Consider the following 18,637-nt stretch of genomic DNA (forward strand, 5'->3'; position numbering starts at 1 on the left):
TTGTTTGTTGAAAAAAGAAAAAGTACGAATTCTAGATTTAATAATGATTACATTGAGTTGTGCCTTATTTGGATTTGGGATTGTAAAGTTTAATATGGCGAATAATTTAGCATCAAGTGGTGTTGCTGGTTTAGCCTTAATTGTTCGTTATTGGTTACATATTGATCCAGCGTACACAACAATGGTTTTGAATGTACCTTTATTAATTATCGGATATCGCTATTTAGGTAAAAAATCATTATTTTATACTATCTGGGGAACTGTGATGGTCTCAGTTTGGATTTGGCTTTGGCAACGAATTCCTATTAATATCGAAATTCATCATGATCTCTTTATTGCCGGACTTTCAACAGGTTTAGTTGGTGGTTTAGGTGCCGGAATGTTATATCGTTTTGATGGAACATCTGGTGGGACTGATATTATTGCGCGGATTCTCGAAAAGAAAAAAGGAATTCCGATGGGTAAATCATTATTGATGATGGATGTTGTGGTTTTAGCTTTATCATTATCATATATGGATTTACGTCAAATGTTATATACATTATTAGCTTCATATGTGTTCGCAAATATGGTTAACATTATTCAAGATGCCGGTTATTCAGCGAAAGGTGTCATTATTATTAGTGATGAACATGAAGCGATTGCTGATGCGATTATGCATGATTTAGTCCGTGGTGTGAGTTATTTACATGCTGAAGGGGCTTTCTCACACAAGGATAAGAAAGTTATTTACTGTATTATGGATCCAAGCGAAATTACAACTTTAAAACGTTTAATTGATCAATATGATAAAAATGCTTTTGTTTCCATTTCGGATGTGAATGAAGTACTCGGTTCAGGTTTCACATATGATACGAAAAAGAAAAAGAAAAAAATATTCAAAAAAGCTTAACCTGCTCAAAGGAGTTTTGAAAAGTTATGCATGATTTTCCGTATAAAAAACGTTTTGTGAAAGATTTGGAAGATAAATATTTAGAAAGTATTACTATTCGTGATACTTGTCATGATGTGGCTGACTTATTTAATTATTTACGTCATTTTAATTATCAATATCAAATTTCACCGGAATTATCACAATTACAAGAAACAGATATTAAAGCTTATTTAAATATGTTGCAAGTTGAACGCAAAATAAAAAATACAACGTATAATAAAGTGTTAACACATTTAAATACGTATTTTAATTTTTTATTTATTAATAATTTATCGACTAGTTTACCAACTTTAAAACTAAAAGGTCTGAAAAGAACGACCAGTTCACAAATTCCGTTTGATTGGACGGAGAATTGTCAGCAATATTTAGCTGATGAACAATTATCTTATTATACGCGGATGGTTTTATTGTTAACGAGTCATTTTTATACGATATCTGAATTTTTACAACCAGATTTTTATCGTGTGTTAGAACGAGAAACATGGACTGAACAGGAAGCTCAGTTTTTAAAAGAATATCAAAAGGCCTTAGCACCTTTGCAAAATTTACAAGCCAGTTCTGATTTATTTTTGAAGAAAAGAATTAATTTAGCAGAACCTAATTTAACATTAGCCGGCTTGCATAAATTTTTAAAGAAAGATCAAGCACAGTGTGACTTAAAATTAATTCCACGTGACTTGTATCAAAATAGTGTCCGTTATTATTTACAGACACATCAAACGTTAACTGATCAAGCTTTAATGCAAAAGTTACGTTTAGATGAAAAGTCTTTAAATTATTATCGGCAAAGTAACAACAGTTATAGTAAGTAGTTACTATAACTGTTGTGTTATGATTAGTTAAAAGGAGATAAGTGTATGAAATTAGAACAACTCCCAACCGAATTCGAAGCGGCAGCACCGATTTTAGAACGGATTAATGCTGCGGGCTATGAAGCATATTTTGTCGGAGGTAGTGTTCGTGATACGATTTTAGGATTACCGATTCATGATGTTGATATTGCGACTAGTGCTTACCCGGCAGAAATTAAAGCCATTTTCAAAAAAACTGTCGATACAGGGATTGAACATGGGACAGTGATGGTCATTGAACATGGTGAAGGTTATGAAATTACGACATTTCGGACTGAATCAACTTACCAAGATTTCCGGCGACCAGATCATGTCGAATTTGTCCGTTCTTTAAAAGAAGATCTCAAACGACGTGATTTAACAATTAATGCCTTGGCCATGGATACAAGTGGTCAAATCGTTGATCTCTTTGATGGATTAGCTGATTTAGAGCAACAAATCATTCGTGCTGTTGGTGATCCGAATGAACGTTATTATGAAGATGCTTTACGTATGATGCGGACAGTTCGTTTTGCGAGTCAATTAGATTTTGAAATTGAAGAAAAAACGCAACAAGCTATCCAAGAAAATGCGTATTTATTAGAAAAGATTTCTGTCGAAAGAATTCATGTCGAATGGATTAAATTATTACTTGGAAAAGCGGTTAAAAAAGGGCTGGCTAGCTTTTTAGCAACTGATTTAGCTAATTATTGTCCGGGATTTCAAGATCAACAAACTAAATTACAACAATTATTAGCCGTAGAAGATTTACATTTATCAAACGAAGTTGCTGCGTGGTCCGTGTTGGTTTATCTTTTTGAATTAGATCAAACACAAACGCGTAAATTCTTGAAGAGTTGGAAAGTATCCAATGAAATTATTAATCAAACATTACAAGTGCAAAAGGCCTTACAAGCGCTTTTAGCTGGCACTTTAGATGCGAAAATCTGTTATCAAACGGGTGAAAACTTATTAGTGATTGCGAACGAAATTGCTAACTTATGGCAACAAGGGCAAGCTGAAACAGAAATTAAAGCACAATACCAAGCTTTACCAATTAAGAATATGAAAGAACTTCAAATTAATGGTGGGCTTTTAATGAAAGAATTAAATGTGAAACCAAGTGCGAAAATGGGTGAAGTCTTACATCGTTTAGAAGAAGAAGTTATCTATGGTCAAATCGCTAATGAACAAGCGCTTTTGTTACAAAAAGCAGCAGAATATTATATGAATTAGATTTTCAACTGGAAATTTGATTTGAGAAAGTAAGGTAAGTTAATGGAAACTTTACGTATTGAAAATTTAACGAAAACCTATGGTGAAAAAACTTTATTTAAGAACTTGAATTTCTTAATTAATGAACGTGATCGCATTGGGTTAATTGGAACGAATGGTTCAGGTAAAACAACACTTTTAAATGCTTTAAGTGGCTTAGATCCAGCTGATTCCGGCGAATTAATTAGTTCCAATGATTATCGAATTAGTTATTTGCAGCAACATCCCCAATTAGATGATGAAAAAACAATTATGGAAGCCGTTTTTGAAGGGGCAGGTCCCGTTTTTCAAACAATTCGTAATTATGAAGAAGCAGTCGCAGCTTATAGCGCTAATCCAGCCGATCCTAAGCTCGAAAAAAGATATATCGCTGCTGAAAATCAAATGAATCAAGAGGATGCTTGGACAGCTGATAGTGATGTTAAAACAATTTTAACGCAATTAAAAATTCAAGATTTATCGCAAAAAATTAAAAATTTATCTGGTGGACAGAAAAAACGTGTTGGTTTAGCACAAGTTTTAGTCCAAGAACCCGATTTATTGATTTTAGATGAACCTACGAACCATTTAGATTATGATTCAATCGCTTGGTTAGAAGATTATTTAAAACAATATCGTGGGGCCTTATTAGTTGTAACTCATGATCGTTATTTCTTAGATCAAATTGCAACTCGGATTATGGAATTGTCATTTGGTGATTTATATACTTATCAAGGAAATTATCAAGATTTTGTCCAACAAAAAGCTGAACGTGTCGAACGCGAATTAGTCGCAGAACATAAGCAACAACAGCTATATAAAAAAGAATTAGCCTGGATGAGAACGGGTGCTAAAGCCCGCACAACGAAACAACAAGCACGGATTAATAAATTTAACGATTTAGAAAGTAATTTAAATAAGGTGCAAGTTGATGAAGACGTTGATATTAATTTAGGTCAACAACGTTTAGGGAAAAAAGTTTTAGAAGTCCGAGACGGTTCATTAGCATTAGAACAACATCAAATTATTCGTGATTTTAATTTATTAGTTCAAGCTCATGATCGTATTGGGATTACTGGTGTGAATGGTGCTGGTAAGTCGAGCTTTTTGAATATGTTAGCGGATGAATTGCCTCTTGATCAAGGTGAATTAATTACTGGTGAAACGGTTAAAATTGCTTATTATCGGCAACAAATGGAAGAAATTCCGGATGATAAACGTTTAATTAACTACTTAAATGAAGTGGGCGAAAATGTTGTTAATCGTGATGGTGAAAGAATTAGTACGACACAATTATTAGAACAATTCTTGTTCCCAAGATTTATGCATGGAACTTTAATTCGTAAGTTATCAGGTGGCGAAAAACGGCGATTATACTTATTGAAATTATTAATGGAACGTCCTAATGTTTTATTATTAGATGAACCAACAAATGATTTAGATATTAGTACGTTAACTGTTTTAGAAGATTATCTTGAAACTTTTAACGGGACAGTTATTACGGTCTCACACGATCGCTATTTCTTAGATAAAGTCGCTGATAAATTATTGATTTTCCAAGGTGATGCCAAAATCGAAAATTATCACGGAGTCTTTACTGAGTATTTACAAAAAGCACAAAATAAACAACATTCCCAAAAAACTAAAGTGAAAGCTGTCGAAAAGCAAACTGCAGCTGAACCAAAAGCAAAAACTAAATTAACTTATGCTGAAAAAATGGAATTTGCTGATTTAGAAGCTAAAATTGAAAAATGGGAAACTAAAAAAGATGATTTACAAGCTCAAATGAATCAAGTGGCAGGTGAAGATTATTTACAACTTGCTTCCTTGCAACAAGAAATCGATGATTTGAATGAAGTTATCGAAGAAAATATGTTGCGTTGGATGGAATTAAGTCAGTATGAACAATAAACAATAAATACTAGGAGATGATCACATGGCAGTAATGGATGGACCGTATTTAGAATTGTTACAACATATTTTAGAAAATGGACAAACTAAAGAAGATCGGACAGGAACTGGGACAAAGAGTGTTTTTGGTTATCAAATGCGCTTTGATTTAAGTCAAGGTTTCCCTCTTTTAACAACTAAACGAGTACCTTTAGGGTTGATTAAAAGTGAGTTACTCTGGTTTTTAAATGGAGATACTAATATCCAATATTTATTACAAAATAATAATCATATTTGGGATGAATGGGCTTTTAAAAACTGGGTAGCTAGTGCTGAATATCAAGGTCCTGATATGACTGATTTTGGTTTACGAGCTGATGCTGATCCTGAATTTAAAAAAGTTTATTTAGCTGAGAAAAAAGCTTTTTGTGAACGAATTGTCAATGATGATGACTTTGCAGCTCGTTACGGGAATCTTGGTGATGTTTACGGTGCACAATGGCGTCATTGGCAAACACGCCAAGGGGAAGCAATCGATCAAATTGCCAATGTGATTTCCGAAATTAAAAATAATCCTGATTCACGGCGTTTAATCGTTTCTGCTTGGAATCCGGAAGATGTTCCTAATAGTGCTTTACCACCATGTCATACATTATTCCAATTTTATGTCAATGATGGTAAATTAAGTTGTCAACTTTACCAAAGAAGTGCGGATGTCTTTTTAGGTGTACCTTTCAATATTGCATCTTATGCTTTATTGACACATTTAATCGCTCAAGAAACCGGCTTAGAAGTTGGTGAATTTGTGCATACATTAGGTGATGCGCATATTTACAGCAATCATATGGAACAAGTTAAAGAACAACTTAGTCGCACACCATATGAAGCACCAAGTTTATGGTTAAATCCAGATAAAAAATCTGTTTTTGATTTTGATATGGATGATATTAAAGCTGTTGATTATCAATCACATCCAGCAATTAAAGCACCAGTCGCAGTCTAATTTAAAAGGAGTGGAATGGCATGTTAGCATATATGTGGGCAGAAGATCAATTAGGACAAATCGGGTATCAAGGTAAGTTGCCGTGGCATTTACCAGCTGATTTAGCGCATTTTAAAGAAACAACAATGAATCATCCGATGATTATGGGTAGAAAAACATTCGCGAGTTTTCCAAAATTATTACCCGGTCGGAAACATTTAGTTTTAACACGACAAGCAGAACTAGTTGAAAAATACGCAGATAACGATCAAGTTATGATTTTTACTGATTTACCATCTTTACGTAAATGGTTAAAAGAAAACGATGAATTAGATCCCATTATTATTGGGGGAGCTTCCTTATTTGAAATTTTCAAAAAAGAAGTTCAAACACTATATCAAACACAAATTCAAGCGACTTTTAAAGGTGATACAGTTATGCCGCAATTAGCTTACGAAGATTTCACTTTAGTCCAAGAAGATGCTTTTTCACGTGATGAAAAGAATGCTTATGATTATGTGTTTAAAGAATATCGTCGTAAAAAATAATTTTTAAAGTAGTAGTGTAACTAGCTACTACTTTTCCTATTTAAATTGCTAGAAGTGAAAGAGGATTTAAGTAATGAAAATAATGAAACGTTGGCTAATCTATTTGCTGAGTTTAGGGATTTTAATCGGTTTATTTTTTGGAATTTTTTGGACATATGATCAGCTGCATACGAAAGTCGTTATGCAAACAGCGGCTCCGGTGCACCAACCAACTAAACAAAAAATTAAATTAGTTGCGGTGGGCGATTCGTTAACGTATGGTGTGGGTGATCCCAAAGAACAAGGTGGTTATGTTACACTAATAAAAGACGAATTAGCTAAAAAATATCCCGTACGCGTAACTAGTCAAAATTATGGTGTTCCTGGTGAGCGAAGTGAACAAATTACGGATCGGATTTTAAAAGATCGAAAACTACAAACTAGTTTAAAAAAGGCTAATATTATCACGTTAACAGTTGGTGGTAATGATTTAATGAAGATTTTACGTCAAAATATGGCGCAGCTCTCAGATGACTATTTAGCCAAGATTATGCCCGCACAAGAACAAGCCTATAAAAAACGCTTAACAACTTTATTAACGACTATTCGTCAATATAATCAACAGGCACCAATCTTTTTATATGGGATTTATAATCCATTTTATGTATATTTTCCAGAAATGGATGCCTTAGAAAAATATACGAATCAATGGTGTCAAATGGCACGCCAAATTAGTCTCCACCAATACAAAGTCTATTATGTGAATGTTAATCAACAATTATCACAAGGACAGTATTATCACAAATCACAAACAAAATTAAAACAACATAGTAAAATTGATTTTACCCAAATGAATCAACCGGAAATTCAACAAGCTTTTAAAAATGCACCTCATCAAAATGAATATATCTCACAAGCCGATCATTTCCATCCGAATTTAAAAGGGTATCAATATATGACACAACAATTAGAAAAAAGTTTAGAAAAACATCAAAGCGCTTGGTTAGATGAGGAGTGATTTTAAGATGACAAGTGAAAATTTGAGTCGAACCAAACAACTCAAGTCACCAAAACAACCACGTAATTATTGGAAATGGGCCTTTACTATTTTAGTAGCCTTAATTATTGCTAGTGGTGTTTATGTGAGTTGGAAAGTGAAACAACCCAATCCAGCAATCTCACAAACTACTACCAGCAAAAAAGTTACTGGGAAACAAGCTTATGTGCATGTTGATTTGACGAAAGAAGATTTAAATGATTTAATCAATCAGTATTTAGACAAGAAGAAAACCGGACAATTAAAATATCGCGTTTTAATTGATAAGTCGATTATTTTACAAGGAGCAACGACCTTTTTCGGGCAAAAAGTCGCTTTTACAGTTGATGCTCAACCAGAAGTTGCACCGGATGGTAATTTGATCTTGCATACGAAAAAAATGGCAGTCGGATCACTGGGCTTGCCACAAAAGTATATTTTGAATTATGTGAAAAATAATTATGATTTGAAAAAACGGGTCCAAATTAAACCCGATCAAAAAGAAATTATTTTGAATTTAAATCAAATTGCTGCAGAAAAGAATTTAAGTGTAAAGTGTGAAAAATTTGATTTGAAAACAAATCAATTTAAGTTTAAAGTGGGGCTTCCACTTGGAAAGTAGGGATTAAGAAGAATGTATCGTCAAAGTTTTTTTCATTATTTAATGACTGAAAGAAATCCTGATAGCTATGAAGATCTTGCCCAGTTTGCGAATAATGCTTTTTATGATCAAAGCTTTCCCAAACAATCACAAGATTATGATGAATTATCACAATATTTAGAATTAAATGGCAATTATTTACCAAGTATGACAATTTTTGATGCAGCTTGGGAAATTTATTTAGCCAAAATGGTATAAAAGACAAAGTTCACGAAAAAGGAGTGGAAAAAATGGCAGTTATTCAATGGTATCCTGGACATATGGCCAAAGCTTTACGTCAGGTTAAAGAGAATTTAAACATGGTTGATGTTGTTTTAGAATTAGTTGATGCACGTTTACCAGAATCATCACGTAATCCGCAAATTTTAGAAGTTATTGGCAATAAAATGCATATTATGGTTTTAACGAAAAAAGATTTAGCTGATGCCAATGCGACGAGAAACTGGGTTAAATATTATGAAGAAAATGGTTTACCCGCAGTTGCGATTAACAGTAATGATAATAACAATATTAAAGTTATTGAAAAGAAAATTAATGAAGTTATGGCCGATAAGATTGCACGCCAAGAATCACGGGGGATTTTTAATCAAAGAATCAAAGTGATGTGTACCGGAATCCCTAATGTTGGGAAATCAACTTTATTAAATCGTTTAGTGAAGAAAAATGTTGCTCAAGTTGGGAATAAACCAGGTGTTACTAAGTCACAACAATGGCTTAAAGCTGGTAAAGAATTACAATTATTAGATACACCCGGGATTTTATGGCCTAAATTCGAAGATCCTTTGGTTGGTAAAAAATTAGCCCTGACAGGTGCGATTAAAGATACGTTGTATGCTAAAGATGATGTTGCATTATATGCGTTAGAACATTTTATGCAATATAATATCACAGCGTTACAAGAACGTTATCGTTTATCCGATGAAGATTTAAATCAACCAATCGTAGAAATTTTATTATTAATTACACAACGAATGGGCTTTAAAGATGATTATGATCGGGCGAGCGAACGTTTAATTTTTGATGTGCGAAAAGGTAAATTAGGTCGTTATACACTTGATCAAGTTCCTGTTGCAGCAACAGAAATTTAAGAGAAAGTGTGGTCAAAACGTGTCAGAAGAGAAAAAATTAACGATTAGTGCGATTAAAGCAGCTTTAAAAAACGATCCGACACCGGAGTTTTTAGAACGTTTAGCCCAAGATGAACGCAAAGGCGCTCAACAAGCACTAACTACTTATCAAAAACAAGTCGCTAAAAAAGAAGCCGCGCAAGCTGATTTTTTAGAACGTTTAAGTTATGAAAAAGAACTCTGGGAACAAGGGTTTGACTATGTGGCCGGAATCGATGAAGTTGGCCGCGGACCACTAGCAGGACCAGTTGTGACGGCTGCGGTTATTTTGCCGCATGATTTCTCATTAGTAGAAGTTAATGACTCAAAAAAACTCAATGAAAAAAAACGAGAAGAGCTTTATCGTAAAATTTTAGAAGAAGCTGTCGCTGTTGCGGTGGGGGTCGCTGATAATGAAGTCATTGATGAGATTAATATTTATCAAGCAACACGCCAAGCCATGAATGCTGCCGTGAATGATTTAGCTATTCAACCACAACATTTATTAATTGATGCGATGGAATTAGATTTAGAAATTCCGCAAACTAAGTTAATTAAAGGTGATGCTCGCTCGGTTTCGATTGCAGCAGCTAGTATTGTTGCCAAAGTTAATCGGGATCATTTGATGACATTTTATGATGATATCTATCCTGGTTATAACTTTAAGAAAAATGATGGTTACGGAACAAAAGAACATCTCGCTGGTTTAGCGCAATTAGGTGCCACACCAATTCACCGTAAATCATTTGAACCAATTAAATCTCATTATTCATAAGATTATTGAACCGCTTTTGCGTATTTCAACATGAAAGGCAAAGGTGGTTTTTTTATGCGAAAAAGAATTTTAAAATTACATCTCGCAACAGCATTTACAATGAAAGAAAAACATTATATTGCACAATTTATTTTAGAACAACAACGGATGCCAACTGTGCAAGAATACCAACAAGTTTTACATTTAAAAAAAGAAAAAATTTATCGTTATTTACATGAAGTTCTCTCGCCGACATTTCGAGATAAGTTGCGCAAAAATCAAAAAGTTCCTTATATTACATTGGTCGATGCAGCATATCCTTTAAAATTACGGGAAATCTATCAACCACCGTTAGTTTTGTTTTATCAAGGTGAGATTGCTTTGTTGCAGCAACCCGTTTTAGCAGTTGTTGGTGCACGAAAATGCAGTGCCTATGCACAAACTTGCTTGAAAATCTTATTACCAGAAGTGATTCAAAAACAAATTGTCACGGTGAGCGGCTTAGCGCGGGGGATCGATAGTTTAGTTCATCGAATTACGATTGGTCAAAAACAAAGAACCATTGGTGTAATCGGGACGGGTTTAGATTTATTTTATCCTAGAGAACATCAAAGTTTACAACGAAAAATGATGCAAGAAGAGTTGGTTGTGAGTGAATATCCGTTAGGGAGTGGCCCTTTAAAATTCCACTTCCCGCAAAGAAATCGCATTATTGCTGGGTTATGTGATACGATATTATTGATAGAAGCGAAAAAAGTCAGTGGGAGTTTAATTACAGCTAGTATCGCCTTACAAGAAAATCGGAATGTTTTAGCTGTTCCGGGTAATATTACGGCAGAATTATCACAAGGTTGTAATGAATTAATCGCAGCCGGTGCCAAACCTGTCTTAAGACCGCAGGATATCTTAGAAGAATTTGGGAAATAAATGATAAATTAAGCTTAAATTTTCACAATACTTGACAAACACCGCGTATATCACATAACATAAATAGCGATTTTAGATTATAAATAGAAGAAATATTGATAAGGAGTTGGGATAATTGCCAAAAACCCCAGCAACAAAGAAAACAACAACCAAAAAAACAACAACGAAGAAAAAAACAACTAAAAGAAAAGCGCCTAAAAAGAATTTAGTAATTGTCGAATCACCATCTAAGGCGAAAACAATTGGTAAATATTTAGGTTCACGCTATAAAGTCGTAGCGAGTGTTGGTCATATTCGTGACTTACCTAAGAGTAAAATGGGGATCGATGTTGAAAATAATTATGATCCGCATTATATTTCAATTCGAGGGAAAGGTCCGATTATTAAAGAACTTAAAAAAGAAGCGAAAAAAGCAGCTAATGTTTATCTCGCATCAGATCCCGATCGCGAAGGGGAAGCTATTGCTTGGCACCTTTCGCATTTGTTAGGGTTAAATCCTGAAGACAAAAACCGGGTTATTTTTAACGAAATTACAAAAGATGCCGTTAAAAATGCTTTTAAAACACCACGTAAAATTGATATGGACTTAGTTGATGCACAACAAGCACGGCGGATTTTAGACCGTTTAGTCGGTTATTCAATCTCACCATTATTATGGTCCAAGATTAAAAAAGGTTTATCAGCTGGTCGCGTTCAATCAATCGCATTGAACTTAATTATTAAACGTGAAAATGAAATCAAGAAATTCCAACCCGAAGAATACTGGACAATTACTGGTAGTTTCAAAAAAGGCCGTTCAAAATTTGAAGCCGATTTTTGGGGTGTGAATAATAAGAAATTAGCCTTAGAAAATAACGAAGCTGTCCAAAAGGTTATGCAAAAAATCGATCCGCAAAAACCTTTTAATATTACTAAAGTAACGCGTAAAGAACGTAAATCACAACCTGGTTTACCATTTACAACATCAACGTTACAACAAGTTGCCAGCAACGTTTTGAAATTTAGAACACAAAAAACAATGATGGTTGCGCAACAATTATATGAAGGGATTAATATCGGACGTGGTGGAACAGTCGGTTTAATCACCTATATGCGTACGGACTCAACCCGTGTTTCGAATGTCGCACAAGCTGAAGCTCATCAATTCATTGTTGATCAATATGGTGAAAACTATGCGGCAGCGTCTGTTCGTCAAGGTAAATTAGCTGAAAGTGCGCAAGATGCCCACGAAGCAATTCGTCCTACATCAACATTACGGACACCCGAATCATTAGAAAAATATTTAACGAAAGATCAATTACGTCTTTATTCTTTGATTTGGTCTCGTTTTGTGGCAGCGCAAATGAAACCAGCGCTTTACGATACAATGTCTGTTGATTTAGAACAAAATAATGTTCAATATCGTGCCACAGGGTCGAAATTGAAATTCTTAGGTTTTACGAAAGTCTATAAAGTTCAAACTAAAGCCAAAGATAATATGTTACCTGATTTAAATGAAGGTGATGAAGTCGTCTTGAAAGAAAGTGCACCACGCCAACATTTCACAGCGCCACCTGCTCGTTATACTGAAGCAACACTGATCAAAACTTTAGAAGGTAATGGTGTTGGTCGTCCTTCAACATATGCGCCAACGTTAAGTACAATTCAAAAACGTTACTATGTAAAATTAACTGCGCGGAAATTTGAACCAACTGAACTTGGTGAAATCGTTAATAATATTATGGAAGATTGTTTCCCAGATATTTTAAATGTTGATTTTACAGCACATTTAGAAGGTGAATTAGATAATATTGAAGCTGGTAAATTAGAATGGGTCGAAGTCGTTGATCGCTTCTATCAACCATTCGCGAAAGAAGTTATTTCAGCCGAAAATAAATTAGCTAAGATTAAAATTAAAGATGAACCAGCCGGAATTGACTGTGAAGTTTGTGGTGCGCCAATGGTAATCAAACTTGGTCGTTACGGTAAATTCTATGCATGTAGTCGTTTCCCAGATTGCCGTCATACAAAAGCAATCATCAAAGAAATTGGTGTTACATGTCCACTTTGTCATAAAGGAAATGTTGTCGAACGTAAATCGAAGAAAAATAGAATTTTCTACGGATGTTCGAACTATCCTGAATGTGAATTCGTTTCTTGGGATCGTCCAGTTGGTCGTAATTGTCCAAAATGTGATCATTACTTAGTTTATAAGAAAACGAAAAAAGGACAAGAAGTTGTCTGTCCAAATGGTGATTATCAAGAAGTCGTTGAAAATAGTTAATAAAAGCGAATGGAGATTTGAGATGGAAAAATTTGTAAATGTGATTGGTGCCGGTTTGGCAGGGAGTGAAGCTGCTTGGCAAATTGCGCAACGTGGCGTAGATGTTAAATTATATGAAATGCGTCCTACGAAAAAAACACCAGCACACCATACAGGCGGATTTGCCGAATTAGTTTGTACAAACTCTTTAAGAGCTAATCAACTAACGAATGCAGCCGGTTTGTTAAAAGAAGAAATGCGGACTTTAGATTCAATTATTATGCAGGCAGCTGATCAACATTCTGTACCAGCAGGGGGAGCTTTAGCTGTTGACCGTGAAGCTTTCTCACAAGCTATTACAGAACAATTGAAAAATCATCCTCATATTGAAATTATTGAAGAAGAATTAACGGAAATTCCCGAAGGTTTAACAATTATTGCAACTGGACCTTTAACATCCGAAGCATTGTCTGAAGATATTAAGAAATTTGTCGATGATCAAGGCTTACACTTCTATGATGCGGCGGCACCAATTTTAGAAAAATCATCCTTGGATATGGATAAAGTATATTTGAAATCACGTTATGATAAAGGTGAAGCAGCTTATCTGAACTGTCCAATGGATAAAGATGAATTTTATGCCTTTTATAATGAATTGATTAATGCTGAAACAGCCGAATTACATGATTTTGAAGATTCTAAATTCTTCGAAGGTTGTATGCCAATTGAAGAAATGGCTTCCCGTGGTGCGAAAACAATGTTATTTGGACCTTTGAAACCAGTTGGCTTAGAAGATCCTAAGACGGGTACAGAACCATTTGCTGTTATCCAATTACGTCAAGATAATGCGGCGGGTGATTTGTATAATATCGTTGGTTTCCAAACTCACTTGAAATGGGGCGAACAAAAACGCGTCTTTTCAATGATTCCTGGTTTAGAAAATGTAAACTTTGTCCGTTATGGTGTTATGCACCGTAACACATATTTACGCTCACCAGAAGTGATGCAACCAACATACCAAACAAAGAAACGTGCTGATTTATTCTTTGCTGGTCAAATGACTGGTGTGGAAGGTTATGTTGAAAGTACAGCTAGTGGTTTATATGCGGGGATTAATGCCGCACGGATGATTAATGGTCAAGAACCACTCGTCTTTCCAAAACGCACAATGATGGGTGCAATGGCTTATTATATTACACATGCTGCTAAAGATAATTTCCAACCAATGAATGCTAACTTTGGGATTGTGCCACAATTAGAACAACGAATTCGGAATAAACGGGAACGTAATATGGCGATTTCTGAACGTGCCTTAGCCGAATTAAAAGAATTCAAAGCTGAAAAAATTGATTAAAAATAAACACAAATAAAAAACGCTTCTCAAAGACCAACTAGGTTTTTTGAGAGGCGTTTTTTGTCGTTATAATTATTCTAAAATTAAAAGTTCTTTTGGTGCAACATATTTAACTAAGTCATTTAATTCAGCTTGTGTGATAGGAGCTGAATGAACTGGAGCACTAACGTTTAAAATTTCTCGGGCGGGTTGCTGGAGTAATTCAGCTTGGAAAAAGTAACGATCGGGTTGTTGTAAGTAAGTAGTTAAGTTGTCATCATCAGGTGCGCTCGCGATAAAATCTTCATCATAGGGATAAAAATGGCGTAAGAGACCAGCATAAGCCGGTGTTAAAACTAATTTACGCTCGGTTTGCGTGCTGATGACTTTGATTTGGGATAACAACGCTAAATTAGCAAAAGGAACGCTAAAAGTGAGTATCTCGTCTGTTTGAGCGTTGCTTAATTCATTTTTAACTTGTTTTAAAATTTGATTGGGATTAAAAATAGTGTTTTCTTCATTTTGAAAAAACGTATCGGCTAAAACAAGTTGATCTAATTGAGCTTGTTTGAAATGTTTTTTCCATTTTTTAATCCGACTTTTATGCAGACCGTTTTTAGAAAAAGTCGCCGCATAACCAATAGTTTGTGTCGCTGTTTGCACTAACAAAACAATCGCATCAGAATTTAAGTCATCAGTGCGTTCAGCAGTAATTTTTAAATGAGCAATCTTTTGCGCATAACCATAAGGTAAAATTTTGATTTGTTGATTTAAAGGCGCTTTTAAAGCAAATTTCGCCGCTTTTTGTAAAATTGTATAGAGCTCTTGCGGTAAATAAAGCGGATTAGTAATAGTTGGATCAGTTACTAATGCGCTCGTTTCTGGTTGTAAAAAGGTGATTACAACTGGGATATGTTGGAATGTTTTTGGTAAAGTTTTCGGATCACAAATTAAGCAAATTTCATTTTCTTCATTATAAAATGCGTTGCCTTGTGTTTGTGGATGTTTTTTGATTGTTAATGTCATACAAATCTCCTTAATCGACGTTCTATGCTTTTATTATAAGCAACTTTTGAAATTGACGCTATTAAAAAAAGACTTGAAACAAAATTGTTTCAAGCCTTCGTTTTTAATTAGAGATTTTCATCATGACTGAAGTTAAGTGGTGAAAAATCAGTTGATTTAGTAATCAATTCACCGCTTAATTTGCGCATTTTATCTAAACCGTGTTGTTGCATCGCAATACTGCTTGTTGTTAAAAATTCTGTTAAAGCTGTACCAGATAATGCTTGTGCTTCTTTAGTATATTTAGCAACCATGCCAGCGAATTCACTATTTAATTCTTTTTGAACACCTTTTAAATCATCGCCTAATTTACGATAATGTGGATCGACTAAAACTCCGACTAATTTGTAAACCCAGTAAGCTGAATCAGGAGAGTAAGTTTGTTGACCAACTTTATAAGCAGGGTGAACATCTGTTGCACCAGAGAAGAATGGTACAAAGACACTTTGAGCTGTAACACCTAAAGCCATCCAGTGAACGCCACCGATTTCAATTGGTAAGTTTGGTTTGATTTGTAAAATATGTGATTCTTGGGTTTTAGCTAAACTAATTGGGCGGAATTTATTCTTTTCTGCACCATTACCCAATGGATCATAAGGTGTGTTTTGGTAGTGAGAGCCTAAGATATAAGCCACATCATCTAAATGAATTAAACGTTCTGCTTTGCGTAAGAATGGTAATTCTTCACTCATTGGATCTTGTTCGATTGATGGATTCAAGAAGCGTTGACCATACCAAACACGAGGTGTGCTGTAAATTTCATCAGATAATTCATGTGTACCGAAAATATTGCGGAAATTAAAACCACTTTCAGCGACTTGTAAATGATTTTCTGTTACAAAATCAACGATTCCTGGTGAAAACATAAAGTTCGCATCATCAGCAAAATCGATTTCTTGGATGGCCATTTGGTTAGCGACTACTGCGTAAGCATCATCCGGGATTCTTTGTGCTACCCAGTGATGACCACAACCGATTTCTAAATACCAAACTTCTTCTTCATCAGAGAAAAGGACACCGTTTGTTTCCGCTGCACCATGTTCTTCGACAATTTTACCAAGCATGGCAACACCTTCACGCGCTGATTTGATGTAAGGAAGGACGACTGTAATCATTGCACCTTCATTCAAACCATTTTCTACTAAAGGATCATAAGCTAATACACGTTGATTAGCGTAAGTACTTTCAGTAGCACTCATAGCGACACCATATTCATTGATACCAGCTTCTTCGATTAAACCGTATTTAGGTGTCCATTCGGGAGTTGCGGTATATTTACCTTTAACTTTTGGTAACATCATAGTGAATTTATTATCAACGGCTACGAATTCTTGTTCTGTAGCGAATTCTTCATGCGGATGAACTACCATATGTTTAGGCCATGCTGCACGATAATCTTCATTTCGGGCAATCATAGTTGAACCATCAGCAGTTGCTTTTTTACCAACTAAAACACTTGTACATTGTGAAAAATCAAAATTATTTGAAGACATTTTAAAAATAACCTCCTGGCAAATTTATTTGTATTTATTTTAACACGAAATTTCTAAAAAATAGCACATAGCTGCTGAATTTAAAGAAAAAACAAAAAGATTGTTAACAACTTAAATGTTTAATGTGCTAAAATAAGTGTGGCAAAAGTTGAGAGGAGTTTTAAAAATGCGCAATCAATGGTTAGATCAACAAATTACTCAAATTACTACAACTGAAAATAAAGCAGTGATGGCTGCTATTAGACAATATATTACAGAATTAGAAGATGATAATGAAAGTTTACAAGTGGCTTTGGAAGGTAGTGTCTGGAGTCCGAAACGATGGAACGAAAAGATTAACTAATGAAAGCTAATCAAATAACATTTACGCACTGGAAAATCTATGCTTTAATAAAATTGTAATTATTAATCATGAGGAGGAATTACCATGCCATTTGTCCATATTGAATTAGTTGAAGGTCGTTCACCAGAACAATTGAAAAAGATGGTGGAAGATGTCACAGCAGCAGTTGTTAACAATACAGGTGCTCCAGCTGAACATGTTCATGTTATCTTAAATGAAATGAAAAAAGATAACTATGCAGTTGCAGGTACATTAGTTAGCGATCAAAAATAATAAATAACAAAGAAACGTCCAGCTACTATTTTTAGTAACCGGACGTTTTTTGTTTATTTATATAAAATGGTCACACCATTACCGTTTAAACCAACGTGTGACATAATAACGGAACTCGTGAGTTCTGTGCTACAAGGTGTGTTAGGATCTTGGTTGCTTAGTAAATATTCTTTTAAAGTTGTTAAATATTTTTCGTCACAACCAACATGCGAAAGGGCGATTTCGGCAATTTCTCGACCTTTTGATTCTTCAGCAATTGCCTGACAACGTTTATAAAATGTTTTGTTGCTGCGACCTTTGGCAATCATACTTAATTTACCATCAGTTAAATGAGTAACTAATTTAATGTTGAGTAATTTAGAAATATGGCCTGCAAAATTACTAATCCGACCACTAGCGACTAGCGATCCCATTTGTGCAACGAAGACATCAGTTAAGGTGCGTTCGTGGACATCTTGAAGATGAGCTTTGATTTCAGCTAAAGATTTGCCGGCTTGTGCATCTTGTGCCGCTGCTAAAACTTGAAACGCTAAACCGCGATCGGCATTCATACTATTAATAATGGTAATATCACCAGCGACCATTTCTGCCGCCATTTGAGCTGAAGCGTAAGTTCCGCTGAGATGATCTGAAAGAACAATCGCAATGACTGGACTACCATCTGCTGTTAATTCGGTAAAAGTATCGACAAAACTTCCGAGAGCCGGTTGACTTGTTTTTGGTTGTTGATCATTTTGTAAAGCAGCTAATAGATCAGCTCGAGAAATATTTTCACCATCACGGTATGTTTGGCCATTTAGTTCGACTGTTAAAGGTACAATTTTAATATCATATTGCGTAATTTCTTCCGGTGTTAAAAGTACTGAGGAATCAGTTACAATTTTAAATTTTTTAGTCATAATAAAAGCTCCTTTTGAGCAAATCTGTTTAGATTGTTATTTTTCTTTTGCTTCGATAATTGAATATGCAAGTAGTTCTTTTTAAAAA

Annotated in this window: 19 protein-coding genes; 16 read left to right on the forward strand and 3 right to left on the reverse strand. The window is 34.7% G+C overall.

From position 1 onward, the window contains the following. The first annotated feature begins 43 nt into the window (after window positions 1-43). From G540_RS0104970 to trmFO, 14 genes are all read left to right on the forward strand, one after another. Window positions 44-892 carry a YitT family protein gene (locus G540_RS0104970; RefSeq protein WP_051188990.1) on the forward strand — a complete coding sequence of 283 codons (849 nt, stop codon included), beginning with the start codon at window positions 44-46 and terminating at the stop codon, window positions 890-892. A gap of 26 nt (window positions 893-918) precedes the next feature. Beyond that, entirely contained in the window at window positions 919-1,746 is an 828-nt protein-coding gene (locus G540_RS0104975) for a hypothetical protein (RefSeq protein WP_027107175.1), read from the forward strand. Between the two features lie 45 nt (window positions 1,747-1,791). Then, window positions 1,792-3,000, forward strand: coding sequence for a CCA tRNA nucleotidyltransferase (locus G540_RS0104980; protein WP_027107176.1), 1,209 nt, complete (start codon window positions 1,792-1,794; stop codon window positions 2,998-3,000). A gap of 42 nt (window positions 3,001-3,042) precedes the next feature. Then, window positions 3,043-4,929, forward strand: coding sequence for an ABC-F family ATP-binding cassette domain-containing protein (locus G540_RS0104985; protein WP_027107177.1), 1,887 nt, complete (start codon window positions 3,043-3,045; stop codon window positions 4,927-4,929). 25 nt (window positions 4,930-4,954) lie between these two features. After that, the gene (locus G540_RS0104990) at window positions 4,955-5,911 is read left to right on the forward strand and encodes a thymidylate synthase (RefSeq protein ID WP_027107178.1); all 957 of its coding nucleotides are present in this window, start codon (window positions 4,955-4,957) and stop codon (window positions 5,909-5,911) included. Between the two features lie 20 nt (window positions 5,912-5,931). Next, complete coding sequence (locus tag G540_RS0104995) at window positions 5,932-6,438, forward strand: dihydrofolate reductase (protein ID WP_027107179.1); 507 nt, start codon at window positions 5,932-5,934, stop codon at window positions 6,436-6,438. A 73-nt stretch (window positions 6,439-6,511) separates the two neighbouring features. Next, window positions 6,512-7,435 carry an SGNH/GDSL hydrolase family protein gene (locus G540_RS0105000; RefSeq protein WP_051188969.1) on the forward strand — a complete coding sequence of 308 codons (924 nt, stop codon included), beginning with the start codon at window positions 6,512-6,514 and terminating at the stop codon, window positions 7,433-7,435. A 7-nt stretch (window positions 7,436-7,442) separates the two neighbouring features. Then, window positions 7,443-8,075 carry a YpmS family protein gene (locus G540_RS0105005; RefSeq protein WP_051188970.1) on the forward strand — a complete coding sequence of 211 codons (633 nt, stop codon included), beginning with the start codon at window positions 7,443-7,445 and terminating at the stop codon, window positions 8,073-8,075. 12 nt (window positions 8,076-8,087) lie between these two features. Beyond that, entirely contained in the window at window positions 8,088-8,312 is a 225-nt protein-coding gene (locus G540_RS0105010; protein WP_027107182.1) for a YozE family protein, read from the forward strand. 32 nt (window positions 8,313-8,344) lie between these two features. Beyond that, complete coding sequence (gene ylqF, locus G540_RS0105015; protein WP_027107183.1) at window positions 8,345-9,202, forward strand: ribosome biogenesis GTPase YlqF; 858 nt, start codon at window positions 8,345-8,347, stop codon at window positions 9,200-9,202. A gap of 19 nt (window positions 9,203-9,221) precedes the next feature. Then, window positions 9,222-9,995, forward strand: coding sequence for a ribonuclease HII (locus G540_RS0105020; protein WP_027107184.1), 774 nt, complete (start codon window positions 9,222-9,224; stop codon window positions 9,993-9,995). 54 nt (window positions 9,996-10,049) lie between these two features. Beyond that, window positions 10,050-10,901 carry a DNA-processing protein DprA gene (dprA, locus tag G540_RS0105025; RefSeq protein ID WP_027107185.1) on the forward strand — a complete coding sequence of 284 codons (852 nt, stop codon included), beginning with the start codon at window positions 10,050-10,052 and terminating at the stop codon, window positions 10,899-10,901. A 115-nt stretch (window positions 10,902-11,016) separates the two neighbouring features. Beyond that, window positions 11,017-13,164, forward strand: coding sequence for a type I DNA topoisomerase (topA, locus tag G540_RS0105030; RefSeq protein ID WP_027107186.1), 2,148 nt, complete (start codon window positions 11,017-11,019; stop codon window positions 13,162-13,164). A gap of 22 nt (window positions 13,165-13,186) precedes the next feature. After that, entirely contained in the window at window positions 13,187-14,497 is a 1,311-nt protein-coding gene (gene trmFO / locus G540_RS0105035) for a methylenetetrahydrofolate--tRNA-(uracil(54)-C(5))-methyltransferase (FADH(2)-oxidizing) TrmFO (protein ID WP_027107187.1), read from the forward strand. 72 nt (window positions 14,498-14,569) lie between these two features. Here trmFO and G540_RS0105040 read toward each other — a convergent pair whose 3' ends face one another. Next, window positions 14,570-15,502 carry a hypothetical protein gene (locus G540_RS0105040; RefSeq protein WP_027107188.1) on the reverse strand — a complete coding sequence of 311 codons (933 nt, stop codon included), beginning with the start codon at window positions 15,500-15,502 and terminating at the stop codon, window positions 14,570-14,572. A 107-nt stretch (window positions 15,503-15,609) separates the two neighbouring features. Next, on the reverse strand, window positions 15,610-17,034 hold the full coding sequence (locus tag G540_RS0105045) for a C69 family dipeptidase (protein WP_027107189.1): 1,425 nt from the start codon (window positions 17,032-17,034) through the stop codon (window positions 15,610-15,612). Window positions 17,035-17,200: 166 nt separating this feature from the next. Here G540_RS0105045 and G540_RS07505 point away from each other — a divergent pair, with 166 nt between their 5' ends. Together G540_RS07505 and G540_RS0105055 are read left to right on the forward strand one after the other, a co-directional pair. Continuing rightward, on the forward strand, window positions 17,201-17,377 hold the full coding sequence (locus G540_RS07505) for a hypothetical protein (RefSeq protein ID WP_169439104.1): 177 nt from the start codon (window positions 17,201-17,203) through the stop codon (window positions 17,375-17,377). A gap of 84 nt (window positions 17,378-17,461) precedes the next feature. Continuing rightward, the gene (locus G540_RS0105055) at window positions 17,462-17,650 is read left to right on the forward strand and encodes a 2-hydroxymuconate tautomerase (RefSeq protein WP_027107190.1); all 189 of its coding nucleotides are present in this window, start codon (window positions 17,462-17,464) and stop codon (window positions 17,648-17,650) included. A gap of 53 nt (window positions 17,651-17,703) precedes the next feature. Here G540_RS0105055 and G540_RS0105060 read toward each other — a convergent pair whose 3' ends face one another. Further along, window positions 17,704-18,549, reverse strand: coding sequence for a DegV family protein (locus G540_RS0105060; protein ID WP_027107191.1), 846 nt, complete (start codon window positions 18,547-18,549; stop codon window positions 17,704-17,706). Window positions 18,550-18,637 lie beyond the last annotated feature (88 nt).

The organism is Ligilactobacillus ceti DSM 22408 (assembly GCF_000423245.1).
Lineage (GTDB): Bacteria > Bacillota > Bacilli > Lactobacillales > Lactobacillaceae > Ligilactobacillus > Ligilactobacillus ceti.

Excerpts from the sequence above, each read along its gene's own strand:
- G540_RS0104980 (WP_027107176.1), top strand. The coding sequence starts at position 1,792 with ATGAAATTAGAACAACTCCCAACCGAATTCGAAGCGGCAGCACCGATT.
- G540_RS0105005 (WP_051188970.1), top strand. The coding sequence starts at position 7,443 with ATGACAAGTGAAAATTTGAGTCGAACCAAACAACTCAAGTCACCAAAA.
- dprA (WP_027107185.1), top strand. The coding sequence starts at position 10,050 with ATGCGAAAAAGAATTTTAAAATTACATCTCGCAACAGCATTTACAATG.
- ylqF (WP_027107183.1), top strand. The coding sequence starts at position 8,345 with ATGGCAGTTATTCAATGGTATCCTGGACATATGGCCAAAGCTTTACGT.
- G540_RS0104970 (WP_051188990.1), top strand. The coding sequence starts at position 44 with ATGATTACATTGAGTTGTGCCTTATTTGGATTTGGGATTGTAAAGTTT.
- G540_RS0104985 (WP_027107177.1), top strand. The coding sequence starts at position 3,043 with ATGGAAACTTTACGTATTGAAAATTTAACGAAAACCTATGGTGAAAAA.
- G540_RS0104990 (WP_027107178.1), top strand. The coding sequence starts at position 4,955 with ATGGCAGTAATGGATGGACCGTATTTAGAATTGTTACAACATATTTTA.
- G540_RS0105045 (WP_027107189.1), bottom strand. The coding sequence starts at position 17,034 with ATGTCTTCAAATAATTTTGATTTTTCACAATGTACAAGTGTTTTAGTT.
- G540_RS0105060 (WP_027107191.1), bottom strand. The coding sequence starts at position 18,549 with ATGACTAAAAAATTTAAAATTGTAACTGATTCCTCAGTACTTTTAACA.
- G540_RS0104995 (WP_027107179.1), top strand. The coding sequence starts at position 5,932 with ATGTTAGCATATATGTGGGCAGAAGATCAATTAGGACAAATCGGGTAT.
- G540_RS0105000 (WP_051188969.1), top strand. The coding sequence starts at position 6,512 with ATGAAAATAATGAAACGTTGGCTAATCTATTTGCTGAGTTTAGGGATT.
- G540_RS0105010 (WP_027107182.1), top strand. The coding sequence starts at position 8,088 with ATGTATCGTCAAAGTTTTTTTCATTATTTAATGACTGAAAGAAATCCT.
- G540_RS0105055 (WP_027107190.1), top strand. The coding sequence starts at position 17,462 with ATGCCATTTGTCCATATTGAATTAGTTGAAGGTCGTTCACCAGAACAA.
- trmFO (WP_027107187.1), top strand. The coding sequence starts at position 13,187 with ATGGAAAAATTTGTAAATGTGATTGGTGCCGGTTTGGCAGGGAGTGAA.
- G540_RS0105040 (WP_027107188.1), bottom strand. The coding sequence starts at position 15,502 with ATGACATTAACAATCAAAAAACATCCACAAACACAAGGCAACGCATTT.
- G540_RS07505 (WP_169439104.1), top strand. The coding sequence starts at position 17,201 with ATGCGCAATCAATGGTTAGATCAACAAATTACTCAAATTACTACAACT.
- G540_RS0104975 (WP_027107175.1), top strand. The coding sequence starts at position 919 with ATGCATGATTTTCCGTATAAAAAACGTTTTGTGAAAGATTTGGAAGAT.